This is a genomic window from Kamptonema formosum PCC 10802 (assembly GCF_000332335.1).
In the GTDB taxonomy this organism is placed as follows: Bacteria; Cyanobacteriota; Cyanobacteriia; order Cyanobacteriales; family Oscillatoriaceae; genus Oscillatoria.
The window spans coordinates 4,758,635-4,775,701 of sequence record NZ_KB235948.1 but is presented as its reverse complement, the minus strand read 5'-3'; the positions used below and the strand labels follow the sequence as shown (position 1 = coordinate 4,775,701).

Here is a 17,067-nt window from a genome sequence, read left to right as displayed (position 1 = left end):
GGTTAACTCTTGTAGAGACGCGATTTATCGCGTCTGGCATCTCTTGTAGAGACGCGATAAATCGCGTCTGGAAGCCATGTATGCTTTCCCCCCAAAACATTTTAGCGCAAGCACTACTTTTGCGCTATACTGCTGCTGGAATTCTCCCACACACCGGCACTACTGCGCACCCCCCCCACCCCCACCGGCACCGGCAGGCGGCGCAGGAATTGCCGGCGCAGGAATTGCCGGCGCAGGAATTGCCGGCGCAGGAATTGCCGGCGCAGGAATTGCTGGCGCAGGAATTGCCGGCGCGGGAACGGAGGGCGCGGGGGCGGAGGGCACTTGTCCGGGAACAGCCGGCAGCACCTTCGCCGGATCGAACGTCGCCCCCGACTTAGGAGCAGCCGGGGGATTGAGCGGAGCCGCTGGACTGGCGCTAGGGGGTAAAGTCAAATTTGGAACTCCAGGAATCACCTGCGTCTGAGGATTAGAATTAGCCGGCTTAACCTCCGCACCGGGCAGAGTGGCCAGGGCAACGCGGTCGCCCCCCACTTCGCGCATCCTGTCGAGCACCTGCACCACATCATTATATTTGGCATCCTTGGAAGCGTACAGCACCATCAGCCCCGTGGGGTTCAGGGCGCGATAGTCCCGCACCGCCTGAGTTAGCTGATCCGCGCTGAACACCTGAGTCTGTTCCACGTAGACTTGACCTTGGGCGCTGACGCTGACCAGCAGCATCTGCCGCACTTGGGGCTGGCCGGTGCTGGCCTTCGGCAAATCCACAGTAATCGCCTGCTGGCGCGTCAGTTGCAAAGCCGCCAGGATGAAAAACGTCAGAATGCAAAAAATTACATCTATCAAAGGGATGATTTCAATCCGAGCTTCTTCAGCGGGAGAGTCCAGGTTAATCTTCATGGTGCAGCTGGTTGGCCCAATCTTGGGGGAGTTTTCTAGCGTTTTCTTACTCCCCCTCTCCCCTTGTGGGAGAGGGGGCTGGGGGGGCTCGGGGCCCCCTATGGGGATGGGGGGGAAGAGGGGGCTGGCAATAATGGCAGCCAAACTTTCGCGCTGGTGTGAGGTCCACTTGCTGTTGGCCAAAGGAACCCGGTTTCTCAGATGTGTTCACCGGCGCTGCAGGTGGGGCAGCACGGGAGCATCCCCGTTGTGCAAAGAAGCCCAAATGAATGCGACAATGATTTCAGCAGGGGGTAGGAGCGGATGATTTTTGGCCAGCTGAATCCCGGCAACGGGATTAAAACGGCTAGCTGCCCCCCGAGTCCGGAGCTTCCACCGGCTTCGAGTCCTCCCAAACGCTGGGCTCCTCCGGTGGCGCTGCCGGCTTGAGCGCTTTTTCCGGCTTGACAGAATTCTCTATTGGCGCTGCCGGCTCGGTGGGGGCGTCACTCTTTTCCAGCACAGTGCCATTCTCCCTCGCCGTGGGCCAGAACTGCCGGTACAGCAGCTCCAATTCATTCCCCGCTCTGCGGAAAATCTTCACCTGGTTGAACAAAAACGCCTGAAACAGCCGGTAGAACGCCAGACTGGTAATGGCCACAATCAGGCCGGTGGCCGTACTGATTAGCGCCTCGCCGATTCCCAGCGTCACCCCAGCCGCCGAAGAGGTTCCCAAATCGCCGAGACGGATAGATCCCAGAGAGTTGATCAGCCCCAGAACAGTGCCGAGCAACCCTAACAGTGGGGCTAGAGCTATTACTGCTTCCAGGATTTTGTCCCCCCGCCGCATCGAGGCCAACTCCTCGTCCGCCGCCGCCTCCAGCGCCAGCCGGAACAGTTCTGGCTCCGGGTTGGCCAGCCGCAGCGGCGCGTGGAGAAATCGCCCGATGGGCTGCCCGTCCGCTTGTCTGGCCAGCTCGTTGGCCATTCGCCAGTCGTGACGAGCCGCTTCCAGCACTCGATTGACAATTGCCTTTTCTTTGAGCGCGATGTTTGCCCAGAACCACAGCCGCTCCATAATTGTAGCGACAGACAGGACTGACAGGGCCAGCAGCGGCCACATGGCCGGCCCGCCTTTCTCGAATACTTCTTTTACTTCCAGATTCACGATTTTTCGTTCCCTGCGTGCGTTCCTCGCTCCAAGTCTTGTTTTACAAGCTGCCGCCAACGAATCCCAGGTATTCTAATTGTAAAGATTTGAAGCCACTATAACCGGCACGCCCGCCCCGTGCCGGCACCGGCACGCCAGTCTCGCTGGCACCGGCAGTCTCGCCTGCGCCGGCACTCTGATCGGCGGGACGCCTGTCCTGCAGGCCACATCTATATAAAGGGCGAACGATGGGACTCGAACCCACGGGTGGAGGAACCACAATCCTCTGCCTTAACCACTTGGCTACGCTCGCCATCACATTTTCTAATGTAGCACGACTGCCGGTGTGTGTCTACCCCCTCGCCATTGAAATCAGCAAATTTTTTGGGTTAACCTGGGAGGGATGCCCGCTCCTGGCCACTAAACTGGTGGCCTTAACTTAAAGAGCGGGTTTGGTATGCCTATGAAGCCGTTGACAATTGCTGCGCTGGTGGGGGGAGTGGCCTTGGGTGGGCTGGGGGTGGCGATGGCCCTCACCAACCCCACTCAGCCTGCCTACGAGGAGTATGCAGTGGACAAGTTGACCGAGTACGTGAAAGAGAATGTCTGCCAGAAAGCCCCCTTCCTCCAGGAGGGATGCGCCTCAACGGTGGATGCGGGCCGGTCGGATATCCAGCGCATTGTCCAAAGCAGCACCCAGCGGCAAGATTTTCTAGTGTTCAGCATTTACACAACCGATGTGTCCGTCAGCCGGCTGTTGCCCGCTGGGTTCAGTGCAATGCTGTCGGGGCTGCCCACTTACCAGTTTGAAACGGTGGGAGTGTTCCAGAGTTTTTATACCTATAAAGCAGGGAAGAAATAAGCTGTTAGGCTTTTAACCTGCTTTTCCCTTGAAAGGAGGCAGAGCCTCCAGAGGGCGTTCCCAGCCTGAGGCTGGGAACGAGGGGAATTAACGTTTACGGGCATATACTGGAACGCAGCATAGAGATGTATAATGTCAAATAAATGCACAAGCGCTCCAGATTCCAAGTTGGGATAGATAGTATTTTTTCCTGGGGCTGGAAAGGCTTTCCTGCCACCTTTTTCAATCCAAAATCCAAAATCCAAAATCCAAAATTGGTATGAGTTACTGCGTTGCCCCAGGATGCCAGCAACCGCTCAATCCAGATGCCGTCCGAGTTTGCCACACCTGCGGATCTCAGCTCTTGCTCAGAGAGCGCTACCGCCCGATTCGACTGGTTGGCAAAGGCGGTTTTGGCAGAACTTTTCTGGCGGTGGATGAAGATATCCCCTCGCAACCCAAGTGCGCTGTCAAGCAACTGCAGTTTCAGCAGGGGAGCACCGGCCAGTTTAAGAAAGCTATCGAACTATTCTACCAGGAAGCGGTGCGTCTCGACGAATTGGGCAAGCACCCCCAAATCCCTTCTTTGCTGGCGCACTTTGAGCAAAATGGGTGGCTCTATTTGGTGCAGGAGTGGGTTGAGGGGCAGACTCTCTCCCAGGAATTGAAGCAGTCTGGGGTGTTTAGCGAGCAGCAGATTTGGGATCTGCTGCTGGATTTGCTGCCGGTGCTGCAGTATGTTCACGACCGGCAGGTGATCCACCGCGACATCAAGCCGGCTAACATTATGCGCCGGTCCCCCCCACCCTCTGCGAATGTCGGGGGTGCCAACCGCAGTCAATTTGTCCTCATCGATTTCGGAATTGCCAAGCTTTTCTCAGATACCGCTCTGGCGCAAACCGGCACGATTATCGGCACGCCGGACTATATGGCACCGGAGCAAACCCGGGGCAAGGCGGTGCCGGCAAGTGACCTCTACAGTTTGGGGCTGACTTGCATTCACCTGCTCACCGGCTTGTCTCCTTCTATTTTATACGATCTGGAAAATGACCGCTGGGCGTGGCGCGATTATTTGCCCACCACCGGCTTGGGGGAATTGGCTTCCCAGACGCGGCGGGTTCGCTTAAGTAAGGTTGTGGATAAGTTGCTGCAAAATGCGGTCAGCCGGCGATACCCGTCGGCAGCTGAGGTGCTCAAAGATATGAATCCGCAGGCAAAACCTGCTGCCGCTCACACCGCTGCCACCCAGCAATCCCCCCCACCGGCACACCAGCCCAATTCCCTGCTGGCAAAGCTTTTTCCCGCGCCGGCTAAACCAGCTCAATCTCAGGACGCGCTCGTCTCGGAAGTGGGAGTAAATTATGCTAAACTGCGGGATTTCCTGGTGTAAAAGAAGTGGAAAGAAGCGGATCGGGAAACTCGGGCGGTTTTGTGCAAGATGCTGGGGAAGTCACCCGCCGCCTGTCTTTATACTAATGAGATAGAGGCTTTGCCCTGTGAGGATTTGCGGACAATTGACCGGCTGTGGGTGAAATACAGTTCGGGTCGCTTTGGCTTCAGCGTGCAGTCGCGAATTTATAAAGCTGCCGGTGAGGATTACGGGAAGTTCTGCGAACAGGTTGGCTGGCTGACTTACAATCCTCCTTTCCCTGAAAGGGAGCTGCAATTTAATCTGAAAGCGCCGGCGGGGCACTTGCCGTCGCGGATTTGGGCCGGTGGGATGCAGTGGTGGCGGCATGCCGGTGCGATGGCGGCGCGGCTGGCTCAGTGCGATCTTCGCTAGTGTTTGCTTGCTGGGAGAGGCTGCGAGCGCGATTCTACCTTATAGCAGAGAGGTGGGTGCTGCTATTTGTGTCTGGAGGCAGACGTTTCAATTTCAAGCTTAATAACACAATGGATTTGCGATAAGAATTTGAAGCCAGGTAAAACTTTCCCAAGTCAGGGAGCAAACTCTTGAGACGGTTTACCTGGCTTTACGTCTGACCCATACTAGAGAGGTAGCGAATCGTGTTTTTGCACAAAAAACAGCTGATGCACAAGATTGAGATCAATGAGCCTAACCCGCGTTTTGCGCAGCTGCTTCTGGAGCAGTTTGGGGGAGCCACCGGCGAACTGACTGCAGCGCTGCAATACTGGGTGCAGTCTTTCCACTGCGAGCATGCCGGCATCCGGGACATGCTGCAAGATATTGCTATTGAGGAGTTCAGTCATTTAGAAGTAGTTGGCCGGCTCATCGAAGCTCACACGAAGAATGTAGACCAGACAGAAGCTTTCAGGAGCACGCTGTTTGCGGTGCGGGGCATGGGACCGCATTTTTTGGACAGTCAGGGGATTGCTTGGTCAGCGAAGTATCTGAATGAAGGTGGGCATATTGTGCGCGATTTGCGGGCTGATATTGCCGCTGAAGGTGGAGCGCGGCAGACTTATGAAGAATTGGTTAAGCTGGCACCGGATGCGGGGACGAAAGACACTCTGGTGTTTCTGCTCACCCGCGAAATTTCCCACACGCAGATGTTTATGAAGGCGCTGGATTCTCTCGGCAAGCTAACCGATCCGATGTTCGGCAATATCCAGCCCGATGAAACAGTGGATCTGTATTTCAATTTGTCTTCTAATGGTCAGGTTGATGAGCGCGGACCCTGGAACTCTGAACCTACTTTCCGCTATATTGCCGATCCGATGCACACCCGCTCTTAAGTGAGGGCGGGCTCACTCTCGTTGGTGTCACATTAAGCTCCCAGGCGAATGGAATTCAAGGGCTTACAAACGAAGTCCGCCTGCGCGGACTTAAGAGAAGTCTGAGGACTTCACGCGAAGGGTCAGAAACCGGGTTTCTTCAAGAAACCCGGTTTCTTGTGATTTAAATTTTTCTTTATAAGTGATCTCTCACTCTGTTTCAACCGTTACAAAAATTTTTCTGCAGTAAGGTTAAGTTAAGGCAAACTCGTATTTGGCAGGTTTGATTGGAAGAAATCTCTGTTGAAATTGCAATCGGCTTATTTTCTGGTGGCTCACGGCAGCCGCGATCCGCGCCCCCAAGTGGCTCTCGATACGTTAGCTGCGCTCTTGTGCGAGCGGAAGGCGGGTTTGACACCGGCTCCCCCGCCGGTGGTGGGCACCGGCACGCTTGAACTCGCACCGGCACCGCTGTGGGAGCAACTCGTGCGGTTTGGGCGGCGCACCGGCTCTCTGGGGTTGAGGCGGGTTGAGCTGATCCCGCTGTTCCTGCTTCCGGGTGTTCACGTCATGGAAGACATACCGGCAGAGGTGGCGCTGGCGCAGCAAGCGCTTGGCTCTCAGGTGACAGTTGACTTGCGGCCTCACTTGGGGTATAATGCGCGACTGGGATTTTTGCTGGCGGAGCGAATGGAGCAAAGGGCGGCTGAGGCTTGGATTTTACTGTCGCACGGCAGCAGTCGGGCGGGGGCGAACGAGCCGGTGCGGGAATTGGCGGCTCAGCTCGGTGCGGTGCCGGCGTTTTGGTCTGCTGGGCTTGGTTTGGAGGAGCGCGTGCGAGAGTTGGTGGCTGGGGGGTGCCGGCAGGTTGGGATTCTGCCCTATTTTCTGTTTGCCGGCGGGATTACAGATGCGATTGGGGAATCTGTGGGGGGGTTGCGGGTGCGGTTTCCGGAGGTGAGTTTCTATCTGGCTGAACCGCTGGGAGCGACTGCTGAATTGGCGGATTTGGTTTTGGAGTTGGTGAGGGAATGAACCGCGAAGACGCGAAGCGGAAGGGGGAGCATGTCACTTTTGCTAGTTTCCAGGCGATTGGAAATCGCGGCTATACAAACGAAGCCCGCCTTCGCGGGCTATGAAGATTGTCTGGGCGCTTTCGATTTCGATGCCCGATTCAAAAGTGACATAATCCGAGCTGAAGGATTGTGGCGCTGCGCACTGCAAGGCTTAGGAAAACTCTTTCTTCTTGCTCCCCCCGCATGCGGGGAGGGGGTTGTGGGGTGGGGTTTCCCACGCCGGCATTTTAGTGAAAGGAGGAATATGGATAGCGGAGCTTTAACTGCAACTCAAGCGATTCAATCTATTCTAGCACCGGCAGTAATGATTTCGTCGAATGGCTTGTTCTTTTTGGGGTTGAATGCTAGGCAAGGTTCGCTTTACACCAGGATTAGGGCGCTGAATGAGGAGAAGCGCAAAATTATCCGGGAGATTAATAATGGAGTTGACCATGACCAGTATGATGATATTCGCTGCTTGAGTATCGACCACCAGTTGAATAAGCTGTTGCGGCGAGCTTGGTATGTTCGCAATTCGATTATCTGCTGCACGGTGGCTGTGGGCTTGTTTGTGCTGACTTCTTTTGCGATTGGGTTGCTTTTTGCTATTGACAGTGCGGCGGTTCATGGGTTGCCGCTTTTTTTGTTTGTGTCGGGGATGCTTCTGGTGCTGAGTGGGGGGATTTTCCTGGGGGTTGATGAGTTGGTTTCCTATTCGGTGATTATGCTGGAAGTGAAGGGCAAGGAATAGGATGTGGCTGCTGCCTGCCGGTGGGTGAGGTTGGCGGAAAATGTGACAGTTGGGAGGACAGAAATTTGGAGAGAGGCAGTTGCATTCTCCGGATTTGTGTTAGGATAGGGATGATGGAAAATGTGCCGGCATATAAGGTCGGGCCAAGGGGAGTGGTAATCCCGGAAGAGGGCGGGCACGGGGATCATTAGTGTAAACTTAAGCTGTGTCCCGCAGTCTCTGGGCGGTTGTAGACGCCCTTGGCGGCTTCCCGCAGGGTAACCGCAGCCATACAGACAAAACCCGCAAGGCAAGGGTTTTAAGATTCAGGACTTACGCAAAGCTTCTCTTAAGTCCGCGTTGGGCGAAGCCCGTGCCCGTTGGGTAGGCGGACTTCGTTTGTCGCAGTGAATTTCAAGAGACTGTTGGCGAATTGATAGGGGGTTTTACCCCACCCCCAACCCCTCCCCGTTAACGGGGAGGGGAGCTTTCTGGGAACCCTTGTTCTCGCCTTTCTCGTCTTTCCTCGAAAAAAAACCCGCACATTTTGAGAATCTTGCTATACTCTTAGCCCGCGTAGGCGGGCTTTGTCTGTATAGCCGCGATTTCAATCGCCAGGAACCTGGTCAACTAGCCAGAGGTCTAACCGAATGATTTAGACTCGCTATATATAATCCTGGCATGGGGATGCCGGTGGTGCCGGGGCGGGTTTATAGCAGTTCTAAACAATTTGGAAAATCCTCTCACTTCTCTTTCTTTGGCGATCCCTCACGGGCGCGGTTTATTAAAAAAAACTTACGGAGTCCTCCCCAAGGAAACGACTGCGCGAAAACCCACATTGTCGCGCCCGAAATGCTGCACGAATTTGTTGCGGGAAGCCGCACGGCAATCCCTGGGGCTGCTATACCAAGAACCGCCACGCTGCACCCGCCGATCTTTGTTTCCGCCAATTTCCCAAACACTCCCATCAGGCGGCGCACCGGCATAATTATCGTGCCACGGATCGGCGCACCACTCCCAGACATTTCCGTGGGTGTTGTACAACCCAAAGGCATTCGGCGGAAAACTCCCCACCGGCGCTGTTTCTTCTCGGTATTTGCCTTTCGGTGCGGAGGCGTAAGTGTAGTTACTTTCGTAGTTAGCTAAATCAGCTGTAATTGTTTCGCCAAAGTGAAAAGGCGTTGCGGTTCCCGCACGGCAGGCGTATTCCCACTCCGCCTCGCTGGGTAAGCGGTAGTTGCGCCCGGTTTTTCGCGAAAGTCGGGCGCAAAATTCGGCAGCATCTTGCCACGACACGCATTCCACCGGCCTATTTTCGCCTTTGAATTGGGAGGGATCGGGATCTAAGTCGCGGCTGACTTTGGGGAAGGAGGCGACAGCGTTCCACTGCGCCTGAGTTACTGGATATTTGCCCATATAAAAAGGTTGCACGCTGACTCTGTGCTGTGGACTTTCGATGTCATATCGCTCTCGCTCAGAATTCGGCGAACCCATCAGGAAACTCCCCCCTGGAATTGACACCATTTCCAGAATTATCCCGCCTCCCAAGTCTTCGGGAAAGAATTCGGCTTGCCGGCAGCTGCGGTTGATTTCTCGCCCCCGCGCATTCACTGTCACTACCTCGAATTCAAAAATTTGCAAAGGTGATTTGCCTTTACCTCCCTTTTCCTCTGGGGGGAGAGGGGTTGGGGCTGAGGGGGCGACAGATGTTTTGCCCTCACCGCCTTTACCCGCTTCTGCCAAAAAGGGAGTGGGGGGAATACTAATTTCTCTCTCCTCTTGGGGGAGAGGGTTGGGGGGTGAGGGGGTGAGAGATTCCCACCACTGGCGCACGCTAGAAGGGCGTTTTTCTTTCTGCAAAACTAGCGCCGCCGCTACTAAATTCTGCCAGGGTTCTGCTAATCCGGCAGGGTGATAGCTGTCGCCCATCAGCAGGCGGCTGAGGGCGGGTTCGGGGCGGGTGCCGGTGAGCATTTCGTGCAGCACCATCCCCAGTTCAAAGATATCACTTTCCGCACCCACCGGCTGTCTGGCAATAATTTCCGGTGCGGCGTATGCTTCGGAAAAAGAGCGGGTGCTCCCACTGCTATTTTGGCCGGTTGCAGCTTGTTTCGCCGCCCCAAAATCTATCACAACTGCGCGGCTGTCTGGTGTCAGCAGGATGTTTTCCGGTTTGATGTCGAGATGGTAGACACCGGCATCGTGAACCGCTTGCAAAGCTGCCACCAATTGCTCCATTATTTCTGCAACTCGGCGGGCGGGCAATTTTTTATCCGGTTGCGCGTCTAATTCCTGCCGCAGGGTTTTACCTGCTATTAGTTCCATGACGAGATAAGCCGTACCGCGCTCTTCAAATAAGTCCCGCACTCCCACGACATTCGGGTGACTGAGCTTGGCTAAAATCCGCCCTTCCCGCAGGAATCGCTCTTTCCCGCGCTGGTAAGTTTCTTCTTGGGTGGGGGGCACACTCAAACTGCCGGTGCTTGGGTTGCGAATTGCCCAATCTTTGGGGTAGAATTCTTTGAGAGCGATAATCTGTTCCAGAAGCGTGTGGTGAGCGCGGTAGGTGATGCCAAATCCGCCTCGCCCCAAAGCGTATTCTATTTCATAAGTTCCCCCTCTCAGTTGGGTGCTATTGGGCAGCACGTCGCGCAGCAAGGTGGGCAGGTGCACCCCGCAGTTGGGGCAAACTTCTGCCTTGAGGGCAATTCCGTCTTTTAAGCAGTGCAGGCAGCGCATGAGCACATACCGATTAACGCCGATACGGCAATTTTACACCAGTTGTGCCGGTGGGGGAAGTGGGGGTGCCGGTTTTGGCATTCAGAATGGCATTCAGAATCCCGGTTTCTTAAAGAAACCGGGATTCTGTTCTATTCTTTCCCGCCAGCGATTGCGCCGGCATCTCTGGGGGCGGCTTTGCCCACTCAATTGTGCCGCTTCATTGTGACAGAAATTTTCCCAAAAATCGCACAATCTTCTGGAGTTGTGCTATATTGAGAATAATGGAATAGGTGCCGGCATATAAACCCTATTGGCGGGGGAAGGCGACACCTGAACTTACGCAAAGCTTCTATCTGTAGGGTGGGTTAGCGGTAGCGTAACCCACCACACATCACATTAAGTGGCGCAATTTCAGTTGACATCTCGTGAAAATCTAACAGCAAGCGCGTTTGGTGGCGCAGGATGTCTATTTTTACGTTCAGCACTTCCAGCTGGGCTAATTTGTCTCTGGCGTATCGGGCTGTTATCAGACCTTCTAAAAGTTCGTAAAGTCCAATTATCATCCGGTCGCCAACAGTAAATTTGTACTGGCGTGGGAGTCGGTTTAGAATCGGGACATACCATTTAACTAAGTCATAGGTTTTCTGGATAATGGGTAATTCGCTCATTGTCCGCTAAAAAGATAGTAGGCCATTTTTAAAAAAAAATCGCGACGCGCTTCGCGCGAGAGGGAAGAGGGAAAAGGAAAGAAGGGCAGAGGGCAAAAGGGGAAAAGGGTAAAGGGCTACTAAGTCCTGACAGCAGAAACGACCGCGCGGAACCCGATAACGCCATTCCTGAACTCCGGCCCGACCCTGACGCGGTAAGCCGCACGGCAATACCTGGGATTGTGGTACCAAGAACCCCCACGTCGCAACCGGTATCGGCGATCTTCGTTTTCGCCAGAATTCCAGACACTCCCATTAACCGGCGCACCGGCATAATTCTCGTGCCAATAATCGGCGCACCACTCCCAGACATTGCCATGCATGTCGTACAAACCAAAAGCGTTGGGCGGAAAACTCCCGACGTTCGTTGTTTCCTGGCGATACTTGCCTTTTGGGCCAGAAGCGTAGGTATAGTTGCCGTCGTAGTTAGCCAAATCAGTCGTAATTGTCTCGCCGAAGTGGAAAGGCGTTGTGGTGCCGGCGCGACAGGCGTATTCCCACTCAGCTTCGCTGGGTAAACGGTAGTCGCGCCCAGTCTTTTTGGACAGTCGGGCGCAAAATTCCATCGCATCTTCCCACGATACACATTCCACCGGCCTGTTTGCGCCTTTGAATTGAGACGGATCTGAATTTAAGTCGCGATTTACCTTGGGCAAAGCTGCGACAGCTTTCCACTGCGCCTGAGTTACGGCGTACTTTCCCATAAAAAAGGGCTGCACTGTCACCCCGTGTTGCGGACTTTCACTGTCATATCGCCCTTCTTCCGAATTTGGCGAACCCATCATAAAAGTTCCCCCCGGAATGGAAACCATTTCCAGGATTACCCCGCCTCCCAAGTCTTGGGGGAAAAATTCAGCTTGCCGGCGACTGCGGTTGGTTTCTCGCCCCCGCGCATCTACTGTCACCGTGTCGAAGGCGAATGAACTGAGAGACAAACCTCTTACTTTTCCTTTCCCAGCTTGTTCCCACCACTTGCGCACACTTGAAGGGCGTTTTTCTTTCTGCAAAACTAGCGCCGCCGCTACCAAAGTCTGCCAAGGTTCTCCCAAACCGGCAGCTTTCCAATTATCGCCCATAAGCACGCGACTGAAGGCGGGTTCGGGGCGGGTGCCGGTGAGCATTTCGTACAGCACCATCCCCAGTTCAAAGATATCACTTTCCGCACCCACCGGCTTTCCGCCAATTAGTTCCGGTGGGGCATAAGCTTCGGAAAAAGAGCGAGTGCTGCTTTTGGTGCTTTTGCCACCGCTTTCTTGTTTCGCCGCCCCAAAGTCTACCAGCACTGGGCGACTATCTGGTGCCAGCAGGATGTTCTCCGGTTTGATGTCCAGATGGTACACACCGGCATCGTGAACCGCTTGCAAAGCTGCCACCAATTGCCCCATGATTTCCTCAACTCGTCTGGCGGGCAATTTTTTCCCCGGTTGCGCGTCTAACTCCTGCCGCAAGGTTTTCCCCGCGATAAGTTCCATTACCAGATAAGCCGTACCGCGCTCTTCAAATAAGTCCCGCACCCCCACAATATTGGGGTGACTTAGCCTCGCCAAAATCCGCCCTTCGCGCAGGAATCGCTCTTTCCCCCGCTGGTAAGCTTCTTCTTGGGTGCGGGGCACGCTCAAACTGCCGGTTTTCCCGTTGCGAACTGCACACTCTTGGGGGTAAAATTCTTTGATAGCCAGTAGCTGTTCGAGGAGAGTGTGGTGAGCGCGGTAAGTGATGCCAAATCCGCCTCGCCCCAAAGCGTAATCTATTTCATAAGTTCCCGATTTCAGCTGGGTGCTGTTCGGCAGCACGTCGCGCAGCAGGGAGGGCAGATGCACCCCGCAGTTGGGGCAAACTTCTGCCTTGAGGGCAATTCCGTCTTTATAGCAGTCTGGGTTCAGGCAGCGCATGGGCAGTATCCGATTAACGCCGATACGGCGATTATACATCAGGTGTGCCGGTGGGGGAAGTGGGGGTGCCGGTTTTGTGGCATTCAGAATGGCATTCAGAATACCGGTTTCTTAAAGAAACCGGGATTCTGTTCTATTCTCTCCCCCCAGCGATTGCGCAGCGCCTCTGCGGTTCAGAAAATATCCTGGGCCATTCTGACCTTATATGCCCGCATCTTTCCCACTGTACAAAGCCTAACACAAGTCTCGCTGTTTGTGCAAGTCGTGCCGGAAAATTTCTGTCACATTCAACTGTCATATCCTTTGAGGCAGAGCCTCATTACCTGCGTTCCCAGGCAGCAGCCCAGGAACGAAAGTAAAACGGGGATTGCCTTAGAGGGTTGCGGTAGAGATTGTCTTGCCCAGAGCAATCAAAGTCCGCTTAAAATGTTCCGCACGGCTGCGGAAATCATCCCCCTTGCCCAGATCAAAAGCCATACCCCGCCTGCTTTGCAGGAGTTGAAGATAAACTTGACTTTTCGCGTCTAGAGTGCGCCCCACCCAGTAGAATTGCCCCACACCGGCACTGTCAATTGCCCGCAAGACTTCTTCCATACTTTTGGTGTCCTTATCGGGGATGTGGGGCGGGGCGTCTGTCACCAAGACGATAACTTTGTTGCTGCCGGCAGCGAAGGGCTGGCGCAATGCTAGCATAATAGCATCGAGGCTGCTTTCCGGATCGTCGCCGCCGCCGGTGGCGGTGAGTTTGGCAACTTCGCGGCGAAAAACGGCGGGGTTACTGGTAAAAGGTTCGCCATCAAAGGAAAGGGCGCGGTGTTCTTCTTTAATCAATCTGTCGCGAAATTCAATCAAACCAACGCGGCAGCGCACCCCATCAGAGGTGATGCTGTCAGCAAAGGCGGTGATGGCATCGCGGATAGCGTCAATTTCGCCGCGCATGCTGCCGGTGCAGTCGAGCACAAACATAATATCTGCCCGGCGTTTATTTTCCAAGGTTTGGGCTTTAGTTTTGAGGGCTTCAGCGAAACTGCCGGCTTCCAGGGGTGGGGGAATTTTAACCGTTTTTGCCAGGGGTGCCGGTAAGGCAGTGCCGCAGTCGTTGCAAAACTTAGCGCTGTCGATATTGGCTGCCCCACAGTGGCTGCATTTTTTCATGATTTTTCCTCCTTGCGGAAACGTAGGGGCGGGTTATTGAGAGATATTTATAGCACAGGTTAGAAGATTAATCAAACTGCCCCCACTCTATTATAGTTTATTAGGAAGGGGAGGCAGAGCCTCAAAATTATCGTTCCCAGGCGGAGCCTGGGAACGAGGTTATTACAATCTGCTACAGTTCCAGTTCCTACAGCAGGTTAAGTTAGGGAGAAGAAAGGGCAAATCGCAAAAACACATCACCGACTTTAATCCTGTCGCCGTCATAGATTTCCACCGGCTTGTCATCCAGAAGTTTGCCCCGCAGCAGAGTGCCGTTTTTGCTGCCGGCATCTCGCAGGAAGTAGCGGTTGCCAGAACGAGTGAATTCAAGATGCCGGCGGCTGATACTTTCATCCGCACCGGCAATATCCGCCCGCCCGAAAACCATCCTCCCGCCGTCTTCAATATTTACAAAAGTCCGCGCCTCCTTATTCGTGCCGGATTCCACAATCAATAGGGGGTAACGCAGCGGCAGATGTTCTGGGATTGCCGGCAATTTAGTCAGATAGCCCAACTCAGAGATAATCTCGTCAACAGAAGCGTACCTTTCCTCAGGGTTAATTTTAACCATACGCCGCAGCACGCGATGAGCCTGCGGGTAAAAGTCGCAGCGAAAATCGCTCGAATCAATTGCCTCAGTGGGGCGGGGTGTTTGGTTGAAATAGGCGGCGCAGTCTTCGAGCCGGCACCAGCCTTGGCGCGTCCAAAAATGCTGTCCCATCGCCAATTCATAAAGGATGTGTCCGAGAGAATAAATGTCAGCCCGCCCATCAGCAATGTTTGCGCCTTCCACCAGCAATTCCGGAGCCATGTAAGGGATAGTGCCGATAATTTCGCCGCTGACAGTTAAGTTTTTGCCCTTAAATTTGGAAACCCCAAAGTCAATAATCTTGACATTTGCATCGCTGCCCACTAAAATATTAGAGGGCTTGAGGTCGCGGTGGACAATATTGCAGCGGTGGGCGTCAGAGACACCCAGGAGAGTTTGCTGGAAGATAGTCTGTTTCTGGGCGCTGGTGAGGGTGCCGGTTTCCAGGATTTTGTCGAGGGATTGAGCCGGATAATAGTCGAATAGAATCAGGAAAGTGCTGGCGTCCCATTCGCGCAGCCCAATTGCCGGTACAATGTATTTAGAGGGAATAGAAACCTCAGCTTCCAAGCGCACCCGTTTGCCCAGAATGCTGTCCGGTTTGAGTCCCTGGATCGCTTTGAGGACATAAACTTTTTTAGTAGCGCAGTCGGCGACTTTCCAGACAGAACCGAAACTGCCGGTGCCGAGAAGTTCGAGGATTTCAACTTGGGAAACTCCACCAATTTTAACGGGAATGCGCCCGCTAACCATAAGCTGTAAAGTGGGAAAAGACATAGATTACATCCGTTCGCAGTAGGGCTTCAGCCCAAAAGGTTCGCAGTTGGGCTTCAGCCCAAAAGGTTCGCAGTAGGGCTTCAGCCCAAAAGGTTCGCAGTAGGGCTTCAGCCCAAAAGGTTCGTAGTTGGGCTTTAGCCCAAAACTTTCTAAAAATTTCCTTAAGTTACTGCACTGTCGTATAAGAATGCACTACAATTGTATCAGCAGGGGTTTTCCGTTCCGGATGACGCCACAAAATAAGCGTCTGGTTATCAGTTTCACCGGCATCCCGCGACGCCGCAAGCAGCCGGTTTGCCATCTCTTCCAAATCAGAGCCGGCAAGAATGGCGGCAATTTGCTCATATTCGAGAGCGCTGCTGACGCCATCACTGCACAGCAGCAGCAAATCCCCCGGTGAGATCGCCACCTGACGCGGCGGCAAATCGGGGGGGAGGTGGGGGGAGCCGAGGTATAATGTTAGTTGGTTGCGCCCAGAGTGAGAGCGAGCCATTTCAGGAGAAATTATCCCCGCGCGCAGCAGCGCACCCGCCAGCGTGTGCTCTTCCGTAACTTGAGTGAGGTTCCCATCTTTTGCCCGATAGTGAAACAGGGGGCTGTCGCCCAAATTAGCCACCACAGCGGTGTTTTCCAGAATCGCTGCAACCACAACCGTCGAGCCGGCTTTCCCCCAGCGATTCACGTCCACCATCCGCTGGACATAATCGTTAGCTTGCACTATAGAAGTTTGCAGAGCCACCGATAGAGTTTTAGCATCAGGGGGTGCCGGTGGCTGCAACTGATTGAGAGAGGGCGCGACACTCAGCTGCTCAAATAAAGTCAGACTGATCTTGCGCAGCGCCTCGCGGCTGACATCCTCCCCGTGAGAGTGTCCGCCCATGCCATCGGCAACAGCTAATACAGGAAGGAGCGCTCGCCCCCACCCCAAAGAGATGGCAAAAATTTGGAAACTGTCCTCGTTATTCTGCCGCTGGTTGATTTCGTTGCGGACAGCGTAGGGAAGAGGCATTTGCTGAACATCACCGTTAGAGACTGGCTGACGAGACATAACCGGCTCTCCTTTGCTTTTATGTTGGCAACCGCGATATTTTTAAGTGTAAGTATTGAAGCAGAAAAGCTTCTGGAAACACAAGAATTGCTTGTTTTTTGTATATGATATAGCACTAGCTAAATTGATTAGGGCTTTAGCCCAAAAGTTCGTAGTTGGGCTTTAGCCCAAAGGTTCGTAGTTGGGCTTTAGCCCAAAGGTTCGTAGCAGGGCTTTAGCCCCAAGGTTTGTAGTACCCCAATCCCCAATCCCCAAATCCCCCAATCCCCCAATCCCGGCTCTTCCTTAAACAAAACTAACACCAAAAACAGCGAAGCGCCTCCCTGTTCGCACAGAAAGACGCTTCACTGTTTATTATTACCCTGGCACCGAGCTATTTTCCCAGGCAGTTACCCACCAAGTATCTTCGCCGCAGCAGCGTTTCACCTCCGAGTTCGGGATGGGATCGGTGTGGTTCCACCGCGCCAAAAGCACCAGGAAAAACCGTAGGGTTTACATAACAGAACCCTGAAGACTGCACAGCAACTTGTCTTTATATGAAACATCAATGTTAGAGGTCAAGCCCTCGGTCTGTTAGTACATCTTGGCTTCATACATTACTGCACTTCCACCTGATGCCTATCAACGGGTAATCTTCCCGTGACCTTACTGGATTAACTCCATGAGAGCACTCATCTTGAGGTGGGCTTCCCACTTAGATGCTTTCAGCGGTTATCCACTCCGCACTTGGCTACCCTGCGTCTACCGTTGGCACGATAACAGGTACACCAGCGGTGCGTCCTTCCCGGTCCTCTCGTACTAAGGAAGG

Annotated in this window: 15 protein-coding genes, 1 tRNA gene, 1 rRNA gene and 1 pseudogene; 7 read left to right on the top strand and 11 right to left on the bottom strand. The window is 54.0% G+C overall.

Translation table 11 applies throughout. The annotated features are described in order from the left end of the window. Positions 1–159 precede the first annotated feature (159 nt). The 4 genes from OSC10802_RS41065 to OSC10802_RS0120785 form a co-directional block, all read right to left on the bottom strand. Complete coding sequence (locus OSC10802_RS41065) at positions 160–900, bottom strand: ExbD/TolR family protein (protein ID WP_071593387.1); 741 nt, start codon at positions 898–900, stop codon at positions 160–162. A 346-nt stretch (positions 901–1,246) separates the two neighbouring features. Further along, the gene (locus tag OSC10802_RS0120790; protein ID WP_369797126.1) at positions 1,247–2,002 is read right to left on the bottom strand and encodes a MotA/TolQ/ExbB proton channel family protein; all 756 of its coding nucleotides are present in this window, start codon (positions 2,000–2,002) and stop codon (positions 1,247–1,249) included. An 88-nt stretch (positions 2,003–2,090) separates the two neighbouring features. Next, on the bottom strand, positions 2,091–2,294 hold the full coding sequence (locus tag OSC10802_RS50495) for a hypothetical protein (protein ID WP_155968145.1): 204 nt from the start codon (positions 2,292–2,294) through the stop codon (positions 2,091–2,093). Continuing rightward, positions 2,270–2,342, bottom strand: a tRNA-His gene (locus OSC10802_RS0120785). The genes OSC10802_RS50495 and OSC10802_RS0120785 overlap by 25 nt, the downstream gene beginning before the upstream one ends. Before the next feature lie 150 nt (positions 2,343–2,492). Here OSC10802_RS0120785 and OSC10802_RS0120780 point away from each other — a divergent pair. The 6 genes and pseudogenes from OSC10802_RS0120780 to OSC10802_RS0120755 all read left to right on the top strand — a co-directional run bounded on the left by OSC10802_RS0120780 (position 2,493) and on the right by OSC10802_RS0120755 (position 7,352). Further along, positions 2,493–2,891, top strand: coding sequence for a DUF4359 domain-containing protein (locus OSC10802_RS0120780; RefSeq protein WP_017718695.1), 399 nt, complete (start codon positions 2,493–2,495; stop codon positions 2,889–2,891). A gap of 259 nt (positions 2,892–3,150) precedes the next feature. Then, positions 3,151–4,260 (top strand): protein kinase domain-containing protein, encoded by a 1,110-nt coding sequence (locus OSC10802_RS41060; protein ID WP_017718693.1) that lies wholly within the window; start codon positions 3,151–3,153, stop codon positions 4,258–4,260. 12 nt (positions 4,261–4,272) lie between these two features. Next, positions 4,273–4,653, top strand: a pseudogene (locus tag OSC10802_RS56610) (GUN4 domain-containing protein); the annotation flags it as partial. A gap of 224 nt (positions 4,654–4,877) precedes the next feature. Then, positions 4,878–5,567 carry a manganese catalase family protein gene (locus OSC10802_RS0120765; protein ID WP_017718691.1) on the top strand — a complete coding sequence of 230 codons (690 nt, stop codon included), beginning with the start codon at positions 4,878–4,880 and terminating at the stop codon, positions 5,565–5,567. A 282-nt stretch (positions 5,568–5,849) separates the two neighbouring features. Beyond that, the gene (locus tag OSC10802_RS0120760) at positions 5,850–6,581 is read left to right on the top strand and encodes a sirohydrochlorin chelatase (RefSeq protein ID WP_017718690.1); all 732 of its coding nucleotides are present in this window, start codon (positions 5,850–5,852) and stop codon (positions 6,579–6,581) included. A 285-nt stretch (positions 6,582–6,866) separates the two neighbouring features. After that, entirely contained in the window at positions 6,867–7,352 is a 486-nt protein-coding gene (locus tag OSC10802_RS0120755; protein ID WP_017718688.1) for a DUF2721 domain-containing protein, read from the top strand. Positions 7,353–8,126: 774 nt separating this feature from the next. Here OSC10802_RS0120755 and OSC10802_RS0120750 read toward each other — a convergent pair. Next, complete coding sequence (locus OSC10802_RS0120750) at positions 8,127–10,070, bottom strand: bifunctional serine/threonine-protein kinase/formylglycine-generating enzyme family protein (protein ID WP_017718687.1); 1,944 nt, start codon at positions 10,068–10,070, stop codon at positions 8,127–8,129. Between OSC10802_RS0120750 and OSC10802_RS0120745 the strand changes: the two genes are divergently transcribed. Beyond that, complete coding sequence (locus tag OSC10802_RS0120745) at positions 10,069–10,278, top strand: hypothetical protein (protein WP_155968144.1); 210 nt, start codon at positions 10,069–10,071, stop codon at positions 10,276–10,278. The two genes, OSC10802_RS0120750 and OSC10802_RS0120745, sit on opposite strands and share 2 nt — an antisense overlap. A gap of 139 nt (positions 10,279–10,417) precedes the next feature. Here the strand turns inward: OSC10802_RS0120745 and avd are convergent, their stop codons facing one another. From avd to rrf, 6 genes are all read right to left on the bottom strand, one after another. Beyond that, positions 10,418–10,720 (bottom strand): diversity-generating retroelement protein Avd, encoded by a 303-nt coding sequence (gene avd / locus OSC10802_RS0120740; RefSeq protein WP_017718685.1) that lies wholly within the window; start codon positions 10,718–10,720, stop codon positions 10,418–10,420. A 119-nt stretch (positions 10,721–10,839) separates the two neighbouring features. After that, positions 10,840–12,651 (bottom strand): bifunctional serine/threonine-protein kinase/formylglycine-generating enzyme family protein, encoded by a 1,812-nt coding sequence (locus OSC10802_RS0120735; protein ID WP_044171284.1) that lies wholly within the window; start codon positions 12,649–12,651, stop codon positions 10,840–10,842. 372 nt (positions 12,652–13,023) lie between these two features. Next, on the bottom strand, positions 13,024–13,806 hold the full coding sequence (locus OSC10802_RS0120730) for a VWA domain-containing protein (RefSeq protein ID WP_017718683.1): 783 nt from the start codon (positions 13,804–13,806) through the stop codon (positions 13,024–13,026). 202 nt (positions 13,807–14,008) lie between these two features. After that, positions 14,009–15,211, bottom strand: a complete 1,203-nt coding sequence (locus tag OSC10802_RS0120725; RefSeq protein WP_017718682.1) for an FHA domain-containing serine/threonine-protein kinase — start codon at positions 15,209–15,211, stop codon at positions 14,009–14,011. Between the two features lie 166 nt (positions 15,212–15,377). Continuing rightward, positions 15,378–16,259: a PP2C family protein-serine/threonine phosphatase gene (locus OSC10802_RS0120720; protein ID WP_017718681.1), complete on the bottom strand. Its 882-nt coding sequence runs from the start codon at positions 16,257–16,259 to the stop codon at positions 15,378–15,380. Positions 16,260–16,619: 360 nt separating this feature from the next. After that, positions 16,620–16,737 (bottom strand): 5S ribosomal RNA (rrf, locus tag OSC10802_RS0120715). Between the last annotated feature and the right edge of the window lie 330 nt (positions 16,738–17,067).

Coding starts and splice junctions, on each gene's coding strand:
- OSC10802_RS41065 (WP_071593387.1), bottom strand. CDS start 900: ATGAAGATTAACCTGGACTCTCCCGCTGAAGAAGCTCGGATTGAAATC.
- OSC10802_RS0120725 (WP_017718682.1), bottom strand. CDS start 15,211: ATGTCTTTTCCCACTTTACAGCTTATGGTTAGCGGGCGCATTCCCGTT.
- OSC10802_RS0120730 (WP_017718683.1), bottom strand. CDS start 13,806: ATGAAAAAATGCAGCCACTGTGGGGCAGCCAATATCGACAGCGCTAAG.
- OSC10802_RS0120780 (WP_017718695.1), top strand. CDS start 2,493: ATGAAGCCGTTGACAATTGCTGCGCTGGTGGGGGGAGTGGCCTTGGGT.
- OSC10802_RS0120755 (WP_017718688.1), top strand. CDS start 6,867: ATGGATAGCGGAGCTTTAACTGCAACTCAAGCGATTCAATCTATTCTA.
- OSC10802_RS0120735 (WP_044171284.1), bottom strand. CDS start 12,651: ATGCGCTGCCTGAACCCAGACTGCTATAAAGACGGAATTGCCCTCAAG.
- OSC10802_RS0120720 (WP_017718681.1), bottom strand. CDS start 16,259: ATGTCTCGTCAGCCAGTCTCTAACGGTGATGTTCAGCAAATGCCTCTT.
- OSC10802_RS41060 (WP_017718693.1), top strand. CDS start 3,151: ATGAGTTACTGCGTTGCCCCAGGATGCCAGCAACCGCTCAATCCAGAT.
- OSC10802_RS0120745 (WP_155968144.1), top strand. CDS start 10,069: ATGAGCACATACCGATTAACGCCGATACGGCAATTTTACACCAGTTGT.
- OSC10802_RS0120790 (WP_369797126.1), bottom strand. CDS start 2,002: ATGTGGCCGCTGCTGGCCCTGTCAGTCCTGTCTGTCGCTACAATTATG.
- avd (WP_017718685.1), bottom strand. CDS start 10,720: ATGAGCGAATTACCCATTATCCAGAAAACCTATGACTTAGTTAAATGG.
- OSC10802_RS0120750 (WP_017718687.1), bottom strand. CDS start 10,070: ATGCGCTGCCTGCACTGCTTAAAAGACGGAATTGCCCTCAAGGCAGAA.